Annotated in this window: 14 protein-coding genes; 7 read left to right on the top strand and 7 right to left on the bottom strand. The window is 37.7% G+C overall.

Annotation, left to right across the window (positions count from 1 at the left end):
* Positions 1–10 precede the first annotated feature (10 nt).
* A complete protein-coding gene (locus tag K2F26_RS18135) occupies positions 11–166 on the bottom strand; it encodes a hypothetical protein (RefSeq protein ID WP_220608911.1) in 156 nt (51 codons plus the stop codon).
* A gap of 44 nt (positions 167–210) precedes the next feature.
* Between K2F26_RS18135 and moeB the strand changes: the two genes are divergently transcribed.
* The gene (moeB, locus tag K2F26_RS18140; protein ID WP_220608912.1) at positions 211–1,383 is read left to right on the top strand and encodes a molybdopterin-synthase adenylyltransferase MoeB; all 1,173 of its coding nucleotides are present in this window, start codon (positions 211–213) and stop codon (positions 1,381–1,383) included.
* Between the two features lie 288 nt (positions 1,384–1,671).
* The gene (gene recA, locus K2F26_RS18145) at positions 1,672–2,748 is read left to right on the top strand and encodes a recombinase RecA (protein WP_194055302.1); all 1,077 of its coding nucleotides are present in this window, start codon (positions 1,672–1,674) and stop codon (positions 2,746–2,748) included.
* 202 nt (positions 2,749–2,950) lie between these two features.
* On the opposite strand, the gene K2F26_RS18150 is transcribed toward recA, so the two are convergent.
* Positions 2,951–3,481 carry a PM0630 family protein gene (locus K2F26_RS18150; RefSeq protein ID WP_194055303.1) on the bottom strand — a complete coding sequence of 177 codons (531 nt, stop codon included), beginning with the start codon at positions 3,479–3,481 and terminating at the stop codon, positions 2,951–2,953.
* Between the two features lie 463 nt (positions 3,482–3,944).
* Between K2F26_RS18150 and K2F26_RS18155 the strand changes: the two genes are divergently transcribed.
* Together K2F26_RS18155 and K2F26_RS18160 are read left to right on the top strand one after the other, a co-directional pair.
* Complete coding sequence (locus K2F26_RS18155) at positions 3,945–4,262, top strand: response regulator transcription factor (protein ID WP_220608913.1); 318 nt, start codon at positions 3,945–3,947, stop codon at positions 4,260–4,262.
* Between the two features lie 33 nt (positions 4,263–4,295).
* Positions 4,296–5,381 (top strand): hybrid sensor histidine kinase/response regulator, encoded by a 1,086-nt coding sequence (locus K2F26_RS18160; protein WP_220608914.1) that lies wholly within the window; start codon positions 4,296–4,298, stop codon positions 5,379–5,381.
* Between the two features lie 203 nt (positions 5,382–5,584).
* Here the strand turns inward: K2F26_RS18160 and K2F26_RS18165 are convergent, their stop codons facing one another.
* Complete coding sequence (locus K2F26_RS18165; protein WP_220608915.1) at positions 5,585–6,982, bottom strand: amidohydrolase; 1,398 nt, start codon at positions 6,980–6,982, stop codon at positions 5,585–5,587.
* Between the two features lie 92 nt (positions 6,983–7,074).
* On the opposite strand from K2F26_RS18165, the gene K2F26_RS18170 reads away from it, so the two are divergent.
* A complete protein-coding gene (locus K2F26_RS18170) occupies positions 7,075–7,863 on the top strand; it encodes a cysteine hydrolase family protein (protein WP_220608916.1) in 789 nt (262 codons plus the stop codon).
* Positions 7,864–7,996: 133 nt separating this feature from the next.
* Positions 7,997–8,458 (top strand): cupin domain-containing protein, encoded by a 462-nt coding sequence (locus K2F26_RS18175; protein ID WP_220611938.1) that lies wholly within the window; start codon positions 7,997–7,999, stop codon positions 8,456–8,458.
* Between the two features lie 351 nt (positions 8,459–8,809).
* On the opposite strand, the gene K2F26_RS18180 is transcribed toward K2F26_RS18175, so the two are convergent.
* From K2F26_RS18180 to K2F26_RS18190, 3 genes are all read right to left on the bottom strand, one after another.
* Entirely contained in the window at positions 8,810–9,640 is an 831-nt protein-coding gene (locus K2F26_RS18180) for an SDR family oxidoreductase (RefSeq protein WP_220608917.1), read from the bottom strand.
* Positions 9,641–9,751: 111 nt separating this feature from the next.
* Entirely contained in the window at positions 9,752–9,913 is a 162-nt protein-coding gene (locus K2F26_RS18185) for a hypothetical protein (protein ID WP_496560035.1), read from the bottom strand.
* A 12-nt stretch (positions 9,914–9,925) separates the two neighbouring features.
* Entirely contained in the window at positions 9,926–10,138 is a 213-nt protein-coding gene (locus K2F26_RS18190; RefSeq protein WP_220608919.1) for a hypothetical protein, read from the bottom strand.
* Between the two features lie 319 nt (positions 10,139–10,457).
* Here K2F26_RS18190 and K2F26_RS18195 point away from each other — a divergent pair, with 319 nt between their 5' ends.
* Complete coding sequence (locus K2F26_RS18195; protein ID WP_220608920.1) at positions 10,458–10,877, top strand: NUDIX hydrolase; 420 nt, start codon at positions 10,458–10,460, stop codon at positions 10,875–10,877.
* 66 nt (positions 10,878–10,943) lie between these two features.
* On the opposite strand, the gene K2F26_RS18200 is transcribed toward K2F26_RS18195, so the two are convergent.
* Complete coding sequence (locus K2F26_RS18200; protein WP_220608921.1) at positions 10,944–13,901, bottom strand: DUF4114 domain-containing protein; 2,958 nt, start codon at positions 13,899–13,901, stop codon at positions 10,944–10,946.
* Between the last annotated feature and the right edge of the window lie 682 nt (positions 13,902–14,583).

Below are 14,583 nucleotides of genomic sequence, written 5' to 3' on the forward strand. Positions count from 1 at the left end.
CAACACTCTTTTACTCTCTGCGCCTCTGCGCCTCTGCGTGAGCTAAAATCATTCCTGCCAAAAAGTGCGATCGCCTACGGCGCTGGCGAAGCCAATCGCCCCTTCCCAGCCCCCAACGTGATATAATTCCCCCAGCCAAAAAAATAGAACCTATAAACTGAACCAACTTTGAGTTAGTATTATTACTCTGAGATTCTGCATTTTCTTACTATGCTAAATCCTAATCTGGATGACATCCAGTTAACTAAAGACGACTACGAACGCTACTCCCGTCATTTAATCTTGCCCGAAGTCGGGTTAGAAGGACAAAAACGCCTCAAAGCTGCCAGTGTATTATGTATAGGTACTGGTGGACTCGGTTCACCATTGCTGTTATACTTAGCAGCCGCAGGTATTGGCCGCATCGGTATTGTTGACTTTGATGTGGTTGATTTTTCCAACTTGCAACGTCAAGTTATTCACGGTACATCCTGGGTAGGTAAACCGAAAATTGAATCCGCAAAAAACCGCATTCACGAAATTAACCCCTATTGTCAGGTTGACTTATACGAAACTCGTCTCAGTGCGGAAAACGCTTTAGATATCATTCGTCCTTATGATGTCGTCGTTGATGGAACTGACAACTTCCCCACACGCTATCTAGTTAACGACGCTTGCGTATTATTAAACAAACCTAACGTTTACGGTTCAATCTTCCGTTTTGAAGGACAAGCAACCGTCTTTAACTACGAAGGTGGTCCTAACTATCGTGATTTATATCCCGAACCACCACCACCAGGAATGGTTCCTTCCTGTGCAGAAGGTGGTGTGTTAGGAATTTTACCGGGAATCATTGGCGTGATCCAAGCGACGGAAACGGTAAAAATTATTATTGGTAAAGGTACTACTCTCAGTGGGCGGTTAATGTTGTACAACGCCTTAGATATGAAATTCCGAGAGTTGAAATTACGTCCTAACCCCATCCGTCCGGTAATTGAAAAACTGATTGACTACGAAGAATTTTGTGGTATTCCCCAAGCAAAAGCAGCAGAAGCGAAGCAACAAATGGACATTCAAGAAATGACCGTTACGGAATTAAAAGCATTAATTGATAATGGGACGCAGGATTTTGTCCTGTTGGATGTACGTAATCCCCACGAGTATGAAATTGCGAAAATTCCTGGTTCTGTGTTGGTACCATTACCAGATATTGAAAATGGTGATGGTGTTACTCAGGTAAAAGAATTACTTAACGGACACCGTTTAATTGCCCATTGTAAAATGGGTGGACGTTCTGCCAAAGCTCTGGCTATTCTCAAAGAAGCGGGTATAGTGGGAACTAACGTTAAAGGTGGAATTAATGCTTGGAGTTTGGAAGTAGATCCTTCTGTGCCACAGTATTAAGTTATAGGGAACAGGGAACAGGGAACAGGGAACAGGGAACAGAAGGCAAAAGGCAAAAGGTAAGAGGCACAATTAAAGAAATTTAACCGCCTAACTCCTGAAACTCCTCTAACTTCTAACTTCTAACTTCTAACTACTGTCACCTGTCACCTGTCACCTGTCACCTGTCACCTAATCAAAAACTTTTTCCCACACCTTACCAATTGCACTTTTTCCGATTAAAATAGTATATCTGTTCTAATCAAGAACCCAACGCAACTTTGTTAAATCCTATATTTAGAGGCTCTAATGGCAACCAACACAGCGGATACTGGCAAGCAAAAAGCACTGAATATGGTACTAAACCAGATTGAGCGCAGCTTTGGCAAAGGGGCGATTATGCGTTTGGGTGATGCTACCCGGATGCGTGTAGAAACAATTTCCACAGGGGCGCTAACACTGGATTTAGCTTTGGGTGGTGGTTTACCCAAGGGAAGGGTAATTGAGATTTATGGACCGGAAAGTTCTGGTAAAACTACAGTAGCCCTTCATGCGATCGCAGAAATACAAAAAAATGGCGGCATAGCTGCTTTCGTAGATGCAGAACACGCATTAGATCCCACCTATGCGGCTGCACTAGGTGTAGATATTGAAAATTTACTGGTTTCCCAACCGGATACTGGTGAAGCAGGTTTAGAAATCGTTGATCAGTTAGTACGTTCTGCCGCAGTTGATATAGTTGTCATTGACTCCGTAGCCGCCCTAGTACCCCGTGCGGAAATCGAAGGTGATATGGGTGATGCTCACGTAGGTTTACAAGCACGATTGATGAGCCAAGCCTTACGGAAAATTACAGGTAATATTGGTAAATCTGGTTGCACAGTTATATTTATTAACCAATTACGGCAAAAAATCGGTGTCACCTACGGTAGTCCAGAAACCACAACGGGCGGTAATGCGTTGAAATTTTATGCTTCCGTGCGTCTAGATATTCGCAGAATTCAAACTTTGAAAAAAGGTTCTGATGAATTTGGTAATAGAGTAAAAGTGAAAGTTGCCAAAAATAAAGTTGCACCACCCTTTAGAATTGCCGAATTTGACATTATCTTTGGTAAAGGAGTTTCTACCCTTGGTTGTTTAGTGGACTTAGCAGAAGAAACCGGCATTTTACTGCGTAAAGGTGCGTGGTACAGTTACAACGGTGATAACATTTCCCAAGGTCGAGATAACGCCATTAAATACCTAGAAGAAAAACCAGATTTTGCAGAAAAAATTAAAGAGCAAGTGCGGGAAAAACTAGATAAAGGTGCGGTTGTTTCTGCTAACTCTGTCTCGAAAACAAATGAAGATGAAGAAGAAGAGGATATGGAATTAGACGAAGAATAAAACCCTATTTTCTTCTCGTTCTTCTCGTTCCCAGTCTCAGACTGGGAATACTATCAACAATTGACAATTAACAATTAACAATTGAAAATTACCTCTCCTCCCTGGAAAGGAGAGGTTTTAAATCTGAAATGAAACAATGGTCAATTATCAATTATCAATTGATAAGACAGAATATGGGAACGAGAAAACGAGAAAACTCTTGCTAAAATTCTACAGTTTCAAATTCAAAAATAGAAATCAGACGATTATCAACATAAACTTCTATTCTGTGTTTACCCAGAGGATCACCAGGAGCTATTTTCCAGTAATTTTCAATCACACCATTTTTAACTGTTTGCGTCCGCGTTGTGATGGCTGTACTACCATCCGCAGATAGGGAAAAATTCTCATCTTTCTCCGGTGTAGCCCAAGTTTCTGGGGCTTTTGGTAAACTTAAAACTTCCCGCCATTTGACTTTACCCTGGTAATTTTGTAGTGTCATTCTCCAACCATAAGCATCACCTTTTTTTAAAGGTACTTTGGTGGTGGGAAAAAAATTAGCTTTACCTTGGGAGTCTACTATTCTCACTCCAAATTCAGATTTACTAACATTAATCTGTTTACCATTAACTAATTGAGAAACTTCTGGGGGTGCTTCCGCTAAAACTGTATTCCTATTTTGCAAATTTGTAGCTAAAAAGGCAACCATCAACCACAGAGAAGTTAGCAAAAACCTAAAAAACGAAATTCTCATAAGCATTTTTGGCAGATATTATATTAGTCATTAATTCTATTATTTTTAGCCCTAGTCCGGTTGAAGATGTGAAAATTATGGGACTGTAAATTGTTCGTAAATTGTTCACATTCACAGTTGCAGGACTTATGCAAAATAGAAAGAAAGTAGGGGTAATTCATGAATTACCCCCAACCAAGAATCAGGTTGTTAGTACAATATTTTTAGTACAATATTGCGTAAGTCCTAACTTGTGTAAGTTGAATATTCAATCCCTGCAACCTACTGATATACTGTAAGTATATCTACGGTAAGACTTTCTAAGTGGACAGTAGAATCAGCTAAATTATATTAAGTCAGTTATTCCTCATTTATCACGAAGCGCAAATAGCTTACAATTAGTCATAATCAAGTATCAAGATTAAAGCAAAAGGCAATCTGAGTTGTTATCCTTATTTTTAATCCATCTACCAAATCTATCTATATGAATACAATTTTGATCATTGAAGATGAGCCTCAAATACGAGAAAATATCCAGCTAATTCTTGACATCCAGGGGTTTGCTACCATCACCGCAGAAGATGGATTGCAAGGATTACAAATGGCGGAGCAACATCAACCGGATATGATTATTTACGATTGGATGATGCCCAATTTAGATGGATATGAACTAATCCAAAGATTGCGTCAAAAGCCAGCTACAGCGGAAATTCCGTTCATTTTTTCACCGCTAAAGGACCTGCGTCAAGGTATGGGGATGGGTGCAGACGATTATTTAACTAAGCCATTTGAGTTCCAATAATTATTTATTGACCAATATCAGGGAAACAAAAAAATGAAAAACATTTTAATTATTGAAGATGAAGTTGAAATCAGAAACAATATCCAAGAAATTTTAGAACTCTCAGATTTTGATACACTAATTGCAGAAAATGGCTTACAGGGTGTGCAATTGGCTAAAGATAAACATCCTGATTTGATTATTTGTGATTTGATGATGCCCGAGTTAGATGGCTATAGTGTCTTAACTCAACTTCGTCAGGATTTTTCTACTGCAACCATTCCTTTAATTTTCTTAACTGCTAGAGCGGATAAATCAGATTTACGTCGAGGGATGGAACTTGGTGCAGATGATTACCTAACTAAGCCTTTTCATCCAGATGAATTACTACAAGCAATTAATACTCGATTGGATAAACAAGCAATAGTAGATGAACGAACTCAAAAAAAATTAAATGATTTAAGCATTTCTATCAGTCATTCACTTCCCCATGAAATCAATACTCCTCTGAATCATATTTTAGGATTATCAAATTTATTGATGCTTGAGGAAAGCCTTTCCCATGAAAATCTGGAAATTTTAGGATCCATTCATCAAGCTGCTCTGAGGTTACATAGACTAACTATTAACTTCCTGATGTATGCAGACTTGGAATTAATAGCATCTGATCCAGAAAAAGTGGAACGGCTTCGTAATAATGGAGTCAAAAGTTTTGTCAAATCAACTATGGAAAATGTAGCTTTACAAATTGCTGAAAAAGCACATAGAACAGCAGATTTGAGTATAGAAATATCTGATGCAATAGTCAAAGTTTCTCCTGTCAGACTCAGTAAAATTGCTGAGGAAATAATTGATAATGCTTTGAAATTTTCTCTACCTAATACACCAGTAAAAATTATCGGGTATAGCAGTAATAATTCCTATCATTTATATGTGATTGACCACGGAAGAGGAATGACCAAAGAGCAAATTTCTAGAGTTGGGGCTTATGTCCAGTTTGAACGGAAAATGTATGAACAACAAGGTTCTGGACTGGGATTATCAATTGCTAAGAGGTTAGTGGAACTGCATGGAGGAAAGTTTTTAATTGAGAGTATACCAGGAGCAGAAACTATTATTAAAATTATGCTTCCCCAGTGATAATACCATTATCAATTGATAATTGATAATTGATAATTGATAATTGACAATTAATAAGTAGGTGGGCGCTAAAAAGAGATCCTAACTTAATACGTTATGTCCCAGAAAAAATCCCTAGTGGTCTGTGTTTTCCCAATAATGATCCAGAATCTCGTCAGCAGTTGGGATGCTAAATTACAGATGAGTTAAAATTTTAATTGCACCTATAAACCCATCACTCGACGATAATGAACCTCAATTTGTTCTACAGTTGGTGATTTTCCTCTACTTTCCCACTGACTACGGTTAAATAATTCTGTTCGCAACTCATCAACATTAATAGTTGTCACGTTCCCATTAGCAATAATTTGTTTACCATTTACCCAAGCACTATTAACAACATTCACAGGACGACCTAAAACTAATAAACCAATGGGATCTGTCCGAGGAAGCAAAGATAAACTGGTTAAATCATAAAGCACTAAATCTGCTTTTTTACCCACATTTAAAGAACCCAATTTTTCATCAATTCCTAATCCTTTTGCACCACCTAAAGCCGCCATTTCTACCGCTTGACGTGGTGTAATCCAGGATTGATAATCAAAATCAGTGACGTTATGTAAAATAGAACCTATTTTAATTGCTTCTAATAAATCTTGAGAATCATTACTAGAAGCACCATCACAACCAAAAGTTACATTTACCCCTGCTTGAATATATTTTAAAATTGGTGCAATACCACTACCTAAACGCAAATTACTTAACGGGTTATGAACAACAGTAGATTTCGTTTTTGCCAAAATTTGAATATCAGCATCAGTTAACCAAACGCAATGAGCTAAACTGGTTTTTTCATGCAAAAAACCAATATTATTTAAATGTTCAACCGCACTACAACCATATTTTTCTAATGCTAACTTTTCCTGGGCTTTAGTTTCCAACAAGTGCGAATGACGACAAAGATTGTAGCGGTTACTTAACTCAATACAACCCGTAAATAAAGCATCAGTACATAATTGAATCCCCGTCGGTGCAACTAAAATATTTATTCCTTCCTCTGGACGATGAAACTTAATAACAGCTTCTTCAATAATTGCTAAAGTTTCCGCAGGAGAACGAAAATAAGGTTGATGATTTTCTAAAAATTTACCTTCTGGCATCCCCGCAGTTAAAGATTCATCTTGAATTAAAGGAGCAATAAAAGCCCTAATTCCTATTTCTTGATAAGCACGAACAGCAGTAGAAATAGTTTCTAACTCTTTACCAGGAATTAACACTAAATGATCTACAACACTTGTTCCCCCAGACAGCAAAGTTTCTACCGCTGTTCCCAAGGCGCTGAGATAAACTTGTTCAATATCCAGAGGAGCAAAATCATACAAATGCGCCAACCATAATTCTAAAGGTAAAGGTGGAATTATTCCCCGTTGCCACTTTTCTGAAGAATGGGTGTGGGCGTTGAAAAAACCAGGTAGCAGCAGTTTATTTTCACCGTCAATTGCAGTACCAATCACATCCAAATCTTCACCAATAGCAGCGATGATACCATTAACAACCTGAACATCTGAAGTTGTGTAACCATCTGTAACAGCAATTAAAGCTTTTTTAATAGTAAAGTTCATGATTTTTACCTTTTTTAACGTTGATTAAGCAATTGCACAATTATGATTATTTCAAGTTACAAAAGAATCAATGATCTTGGGTGTCAACAATTATGAATCTACCCTTACGAACACTAGGATTTTACCCCAACGCTTGGGAAGTCAATGAAAGCTTTGCAGATATTACTCGTCCGCAAAAAACCCCACAACCCATTATTTTAACAACAGAAACCAAAACTTTGCGTATCGACTTGGCAAAAACCGCCATTATCATTATTGATATGCAAAACGATTTCTGTCATCCTGACGGTTGGTTAGCGCATATCGGTGTGGATGTCACCCCTGCACGTCAACCCATTACACCTTTACAAAAACTATTACCACAATTGCGGGCTGTTAATGTGCCAATAATTTGGTTAAATTGGGGAAATAGACCAGACTTACTCAATATTAGTGCAGGTTTGCTTCATGTTTATAATCCCACCGGTGAAGGTGTAGGATTAGGTGATAGCCTACCTAAAAACGGTGCAAAAGTGCTGATGAAAGATAGCTGGGCGGCGGCGGTAGTAGAGGAATTAGAACAACTTGAGACAGATATTTGCATTGATAAATATCGCATGAGTGGGTTTTGGGATACAGTCTTAGATAGTATTCTCAGAAACTTGGGAATAACGACAATATTATTTGCGGGTGTCAATGCTGATCAATGTGTTCTCACAACTTTATGTGATGCTAATTTTTTAGGATACGACTGCATTTTAGTCCAAGATTGTACAGCCACAACTTCACCAGAATATTGTTGGTTAGCAACTTTGTACAACGTTAAACAATGCTTTGGTTTTGTTACTGATTCATCGGCAATTATAGCAGGAGTCAGTAGTCAGCATAATTTTAGATTTTAGATTTTAGATTTTAGATTTTGGATTTTGGATTTTGGATTTTGGATTTTGGATTGATTAATACCCAATCACCAATTACCAATTACCAATCACCAATTACCGATCACCAATCACCAATCACCAAATTACCAAATATATGGTTACTACAAGTTGTGTAATTCCAGTTATCAAATCTCCCCAAGATTATCAAGCATACCGTATCAATCCCTGTGATACTAATCGGTTAGCAATTATCTTTGATTCCACAACTGCAAATACTTCCTTAACTTGTTGTGTGGAAATCTTTGATATTGGGGGACAAACTCCACCAAATCGCCATCAATGGGCGGTAGAAATGTTTTTTATTCTCAAAGGAGAAGGAGTTGCAATTTGTGATGGAAAAAAAGTACCTATCAAAGCCGGAGATAGTTTATTAGTTCCACCAAATGGCATTCATTTGATTAGAAATACAGGTAAAAATCGTCTTTACACACTGACAATTATGGTCCCTAATGAAGATTTTTCTGAACTAATTCGTAGTGGCATACCTGTAGAATTGGATGCTGAAGATATGGCGGTTTTAGGAAGATTAGATTCTTTGAAATTCGTTGAACACTAGAATCCATATCAATACTTGTCGGTTAAGCTCAAAAAAATAAATTATGTAGGTTGCTTTAAGGAACGTATCCCTTCGGGACACTACGTGAACACGCAGTGTGCCGAAGGCATAACCCAACATTTACAAGGGTTCTTTGGGTTTCACTTTGTTCAACCCAACCTACGAAAATCCTTAACCGAGCAGTATTGGAATCCATATATCCTCAAAGTCTCAGAAAAATCAAGGATTTGGGGATATTTCAATAATGGACAATTAACAATTAAAAATTGACAATGACAAAGCGGATTTTTTTTTGTTTTTTTCCCCTTGAAAGGGGAGGTTTTAAACCTTTAATAAAACAATTATCAATTGTCAATTGTCAATTATCAATTGATAAAAAAGCTTTTTCCAGTCAATTACATTTGGTCTTATTCCTTGATTAACTAACTCAAAAACCTGATTAGCAGCACTGGAATAAAACAAACTTTCCACACAAGCAGCAGCTACATCAATACGACTAGCATCACCAGAAAGTTGATCACCTTTACCCAAGACTACATTTAATTTACCTTCTGTCTTTGCCTTGAGTAAAGTATTCAAATCATAAGAAGTATAAGGGCCATCAATTAACCTACCAGGGCGGATAATTGTATAGGGAATACCTGAATTAATGATAGCGTCTTCACCTTCCTTTTTCGCATCCAACACACCAAAACGGTTGAGAATATTAAAAGGAAACTGATTTTTTCTGAGAATACCACAGGAAGAAATAAACACCAATCTATTTAAAATTTTCGGTGCTGCTGCAACTAAATTTTTTACAGCTTGGGAATCAACTTTTAAAGGTGTATTTTTAGCTTTATTTTCAAGTGATTTAGTATCAAACAAAGCTAAACCAAAATCAATGGGATTCACAGATGAATCAAACTCCCATCTAGCAGAAGGAAAAGCAGTAGTTCCCGTACAACAGATAATAGAAGTGATATTTAACATTGCTGGTGGGAGGGTATTGGGTTCGCGGATATCACCAACAAAAATTTCTACTTTGTCATTAAACATTTTTGCAGCTTTGTTTGCATCCCGTGTGAGAATGCGAACTGACAAACCTTTTTCTAAAAGTTTGCTAACTACAAGTTGTCCTACTCCACCAGTTGCACCAACTATGAGGACAAAATCTGCACTGGAATTTTCTATGTTAGTCATAATTTTTGAATATGGTAGATTTCATAAATCAAATCACAATCCTATATAATTTTATATGAATTTAAACATCTATCACAATTTGAGTTTTACCATTGTGTCCATGAATTAATTCTATTTCCAACCGCCAATATACCAAGCAGTTGAAGCAAATTCTGTTAACCATTGCATCACAGCCAGACCACCAAAACTTTGAAAATAACAACCTACAGCAACTATACCAGTTCCACTAATGCCAGTAACATCCTTATTTGTCACTAACTTAAAAGTTTTGATATAATATCCATCTCAGGAATGATGACTAAATATTATTTGCCTACCTCTTTTGTCTTGTAACTGTTGAAAAGAGTTGAAAGATGGGAAAGTAGCATGACTAGAATTTGGTAAACAGCGAGCGATCGCAATTTGTCCATCTGGCAAAATCACACCCCCAGCGATAATCTGCTGTAATGGCGGTTTTTCTGGTTCAATTAACCAAAATGTTGGCGTTTTAGTTTGCATAACTGATACTAACTATAATGACACTATTTTATTGCCAATATGGCTTTTTTACGGAGTTGGTTTTAATTAATATAGTCGAGTAATACCCTCAAGGCTGTGCTTTCATGACCATATAATTATCCTGTTAATTGGATATGAAATACCATCAAAAAGGAGTAATAATCAAACTTAGTGGAAAATTATACGGAATAACCAGTTAACAGAGTGAAAGATGTAACCAAAGACATATAGTAAAAATTGTCAACATGACCATAGCGATCGCCTTGTAGATATGCCAGTAATTACAATCTAAAGGTTAATTTATCAGGAATGTACTCCCATGAGAAGAAAAACCAATAAAATTTGTAAACAATCAGGAGTGATTCCATATCGGGTCCGAGATGGAAAAGTAGAAGTTTTATTAATCACTAACCGTAAACGGCAAAGTTGGGTAATTCCCAAAGGAGGAGTTTGCAAAGGGATGACTCCACCTGATTCAGCAGCTAAAGAAGCTTGGGAAGAAGCAGGGGTGATTGGTCAGGTGAATACTGAAAAAATCGGTGCTTATAAATATCGTAAACGAGGGAATATTTACCGGGTTCATTTATTTTGGTTGCCAGTAGATCAAGTATTAGAAGACTGGCCAGAAGCATCTCAAAGAGAAAGGATATGGTTAGATATTAATCACGCTGCCATGATAGTCAAAGAAAATTCTCTCAAAAGAATTTTGCAAACTTCAAAAGAGCAGGTAAAAGTTTAATATTTATTTAGCAATTTTATCATGATTATAGAGACGTTGCATTAAACGTCTCTATATTTGATATCTCTAAACTATGGATGACAAGTTAACTTTAACAACCATATCGTTGTAATCCAAGTCTCCCCCATTTGGTAAATCTTCAAAGCCAAAGGTGTTATCTCCCAACAGTCGAACGTGATCTACACCACCAGGGTTAGCACCTAAATATGTAAAGTAAACTGCTGGATCATTGTTGGTATTACTATCAAGAATAGCATCGGGTCTACCATTGACAATTAAAAATGGTACGTAGATATGACCACCTTCTAAAGTGCCGGTAAAAGTCGCTTTTTGTCCATTACCAACAGTCAAACCAAAATTGCTTAAATGCTGATTCACCGCAGCTTGAGTATAACCAGCTTGTCCAGGCAGAATATCAGCAGTACCATTACCATCAATATCTATTCCACCATTTTCATCAACAACTTTATAGAAGCCGATATAATTATCAAATGCTGCTTCTCGATAGACTGTAAACTCAGCGTTTACTGAACCAGTTACATTGCGTAAATCAAGATTTTCTCCTTGTGAACTATTTTGTAAACTTGTACCTAACGGTAAAGTATTCTCTGTAGGATTAATATTGACAATCAGATCCTTCCAAGCAAGAGAGAAATTATTAGCACCTAAGTTTGTAATCTGGACATCTGTGGATTGAAGAATATTGAAGTTCTCAATAGAAGTAATTCCAGTTTTTATAGAGTCAGTTGTTCCGTTCTCTACTGCATAGAATCTGAAATTAACACTGGTTTGATCAAATCCTAATAATCTATTGATACTGCTAATATCAAATTGGTTAGGAAGATTAGATATAACTGAGTAAATTACTTTACTTCTGGACAATGCAGCTTCAGAATATCCAGCTTCACCAGGTTTGATATCATCAATTGTTCCATCAGTATCATCAACGGTAAATAATCCGATTTCATAGACAGATGTAGAAATCTTACTTGGTGGTGAAACTTGAAGTGTGACTTTATTAGTATTTCCTACAAGTCTAAAGATATCACCACTAACATTGATTAGCTGAAGGGAAGAAATTCCTCCGTTTGTAGGATTTTCACCAAGGTTTTCACCAAGGTTTTCACCAGGATTTTCACCAGGATTTTCACCGGGATTTTCACCAGGGTTTTCACCGGGGTTTTCACCAGGGTTTTCACCAGGGTTTTCACCGGGGTTTTCACCAGGGTTTTCTATTGTTTCATCAATGTCATTAACATTGATAGTCAATTCTTTCTCGTAAGATAGTCCCCCTTGATCTGTAGTTATGACTCGGATCACATAACTTGATTTGGCTTCAAAGTTTGGAGAGACCTTAATTTTGAGTTGATCACCATCAATGATAAAAGCATCATTATCAGCAACACCAGGCGCTAGGGTGTAGGTGAACTTCTGAACTTTTACATTAGGATCAACGGTGGTAAATTTGCCAATTACTGTTTCAGCCGCAACGTTCTCATCAATGGTGTTGTTACTCAGTAACACATCTGTAGGGGCGCTGTTGATACCAAAAATTACGTAAGCTTCCCCAGTATCAGCGCCGGAAAGCGGTGCGCTAACAACTAAATCACTGACACCATCACCGTTGATATCTCCTCCTTTACTTACTGAGACACCTAAATTATCCCATTCAGATTTACCGTTAATGACAAAACCATTAGTACCATCAATCTCCGCCAGGCTGATGACTGAAGTAAAGTTATTCCTGCCAAATATTACATAGCTCTGTCCAGAAAACAGTCCATTGGGACTTGAATTGCTGACAGTAACAAGGAGGTCATCCAGACCATCACCACTGATGTCTCCTATTCCACTAACAACCCAACCGGAGTTGTCAAATTCATTGATGCCTTTGATAGCAAAACCATCATTACCATTAAAGGTGGTTGGATCAATAATGGGATCAAAGTCACCATTTTGACCAAAAATGACATAAGTGATTCCAGGATGAGTTATATTACCCTGATTTGCAAAGGGAGCGCCAACAATTACGTCATCAATACCATCTCCGTTAATGTCTCCTGCACTGCTAACAGAGAAACCTAATTGATTATCATCTTGTCCGTTGATGATAAAGCCGTTGCTACCGTTAAGACTGGAGAGGTCAAAGGTTGGTGAAAATCCTCCCTCTCTACCAAATAATACGTATGCTTGCCCAGATCCACTACCATGAGGGGCGGCTAAATGTGCGCCAATAATCAGGTCATTAATACCGTCCTTATTCACATCTCCAGCACTGCTGGTACTAAAACCTAAGTAGTCACCAACACTCAATCCATTGATGACAAAGCCGTTGCTACCGTTAAGACTGGAGAGGTCAACGAAGGAATCAAAGTTACTCTTACCAAAGATGACGTAAGCTTTTCCCGGCTGACCGTTGGGTTCTGTGAAGGCATTGGGAGCGGTGATAATTACATCATCAAAGCCATCTTTGTTAAAGTCTCCGATGTTGCTGACTGTATGGCCTAGCAGGTCTTCTGCATTCAGACCGTTGATAGCAAAGCCGTTACCACCATTCAAAGTGGAGAGGTTGATGGTGGGGGTGGAACTGAAACTTTTTTGACCAAAGACTACATAAGCTCTGCCAGTATTTTGACCATTTATATCCGCAAATGGTGCGCCGATGATTAGGTCGTCGATACCGTCGCCATTAATGTCTCCAGATGCACTAACAGCACGGCCTGATGCCTCACCTTCTATACTCCCAATTAGAGTAAAGCCGTTGATGCCATTGAGAGTAGAGATATCTATGGTTGCAGGAAACCCTTGTTTAGTACCAAAAACTACATAAGTGCTACCAGCATTAGCTACATCTTTGGGATCATCGAGAAAAGCGCCAATAATTATGTCATTAATACCGTCACCGTTAATATCTCCCGTATTGCTAACTGAGTAGCCTAAATGATCATCATCTTCATTACCATTGATGATGGTAAAACCTTCTGTGCCATTAAGTCTGGAAAATTCAAAAACTTTTTCGCTCATAATTCTGTAATATTTTTGGTTGTGCCAATTTTTGCTAACTGCTGCTACTGCTATGTCATTTACTCATCTGATGTGATAGCGGTAATTGCCAGCAGTTTGTAGATTTTTGCTGTTAATCTGCATTAAAAAGTTAGTCTGTTCTGTAAACAGACAGAGTTGATTTGACCAGTCAGAATCATAGGAATCCTGCTGTTAATCTGCGTAAGGAAATTGCTCTGTACTGTAACTAGCCAGAGTTGATGTTGATATAAATTGCAGTAGGTATATGAATAATCTAGGTTCAATTCTTTGCAAATTAAACCCTGATTCTATTCAGTTCATTTAACCACAACTGCATACTAATAAAATCCATGTCTATTCAGACTTGGGGTTTTTCCCGATGACACCCGAACGAACTTACCAAAACGAACTTACCAAGATGCTGAAGTTTTGACTGACTTTGAGGGGTTTAATTTTTGATTGATATAAAAAGGTTCGCATTAAACGCCCGCAATAATCATAGCCTATATCCCGTTCAATTAATTGTCAAGTCTCCATTAATGATGGGCAAGAAATACATAAAATGCTGAGTTGAATTTTTCTGGTTTGGGTGGTTGATTTCCACAAATATTCACATTTTATCAAGCTGATGCTAGAAGGTTTATCATCAATTTTGACTTTTGATTTATTTTGATGATGATGT

Source organism: Sphaerospermopsis torques-reginae ITEP-024, from assembly GCF_019598945.1.
Classification (GTDB): Bacteria; Cyanobacteriota; Cyanobacteriia; order Cyanobacteriales; family Nostocaceae; genus Sphaerospermopsis.

Excerpts from the sequence above, each read along its gene's own strand:
- moeB (WP_220608912.1), top strand. The coding sequence starts at position 211 with ATGCTAAATCCTAATCTGGATGACATCCAGTTAACTAAAGACGACTAC.
- recA (WP_194055302.1), top strand. The coding sequence starts at position 1,672 with ATGGCAACCAACACAGCGGATACTGGCAAGCAAAAAGCACTGAATATG.
- K2F26_RS18150 (WP_194055303.1), bottom strand. The coding sequence starts at position 3,481 with ATGAGAATTTCGTTTTTTAGGTTTTTGCTAACTTCTCTGTGGTTGATG.
- K2F26_RS18155 (WP_220608913.1), top strand. The coding sequence starts at position 3,945 with ATGAATACAATTTTGATCATTGAAGATGAGCCTCAAATACGAGAAAAT.
- K2F26_RS18160 (WP_220608914.1), top strand. The coding sequence starts at position 4,296 with ATGAAAAACATTTTAATTATTGAAGATGAAGTTGAAATCAGAAACAAT.
- K2F26_RS18165 (WP_220608915.1), bottom strand. The coding sequence starts at position 6,982 with ATGAACTTTACTATTAAAAAAGCTTTAATTGCTGTTACAGATGGTTAC.
- K2F26_RS18170 (WP_220608916.1), top strand. The coding sequence starts at position 7,075 with ATGAATCTACCCTTACGAACACTAGGATTTTACCCCAACGCTTGGGAA.
- K2F26_RS18175 (WP_220611938.1), top strand. The coding sequence starts at position 7,997 with ATGGTTACTACAAGTTGTGTAATTCCAGTTATCAAATCTCCCCAAGAT.
- K2F26_RS18180 (WP_220608917.1), bottom strand. The coding sequence starts at position 9,640 with ATGACTAACATAGAAAATTCCAGTGCAGATTTTGTCCTCATAGTTGGT.
- K2F26_RS18190 (WP_220608919.1), bottom strand. The coding sequence starts at position 10,138 with ATGCAAACTAAAACGCCAACATTTTGGTTAATTGAACCAGAAAAACCG.
- K2F26_RS18195 (WP_220608920.1), top strand. The coding sequence starts at position 10,458 with ATGAGAAGAAAAACCAATAAAATTTGTAAACAATCAGGAGTGATTCCA.
- K2F26_RS18200 (WP_220608921.1), bottom strand. The coding sequence starts at position 13,901 with ATGAGCGAAAAAGTTTTTGAATTTTCCAGACTTAATGGCACAGAAGGT.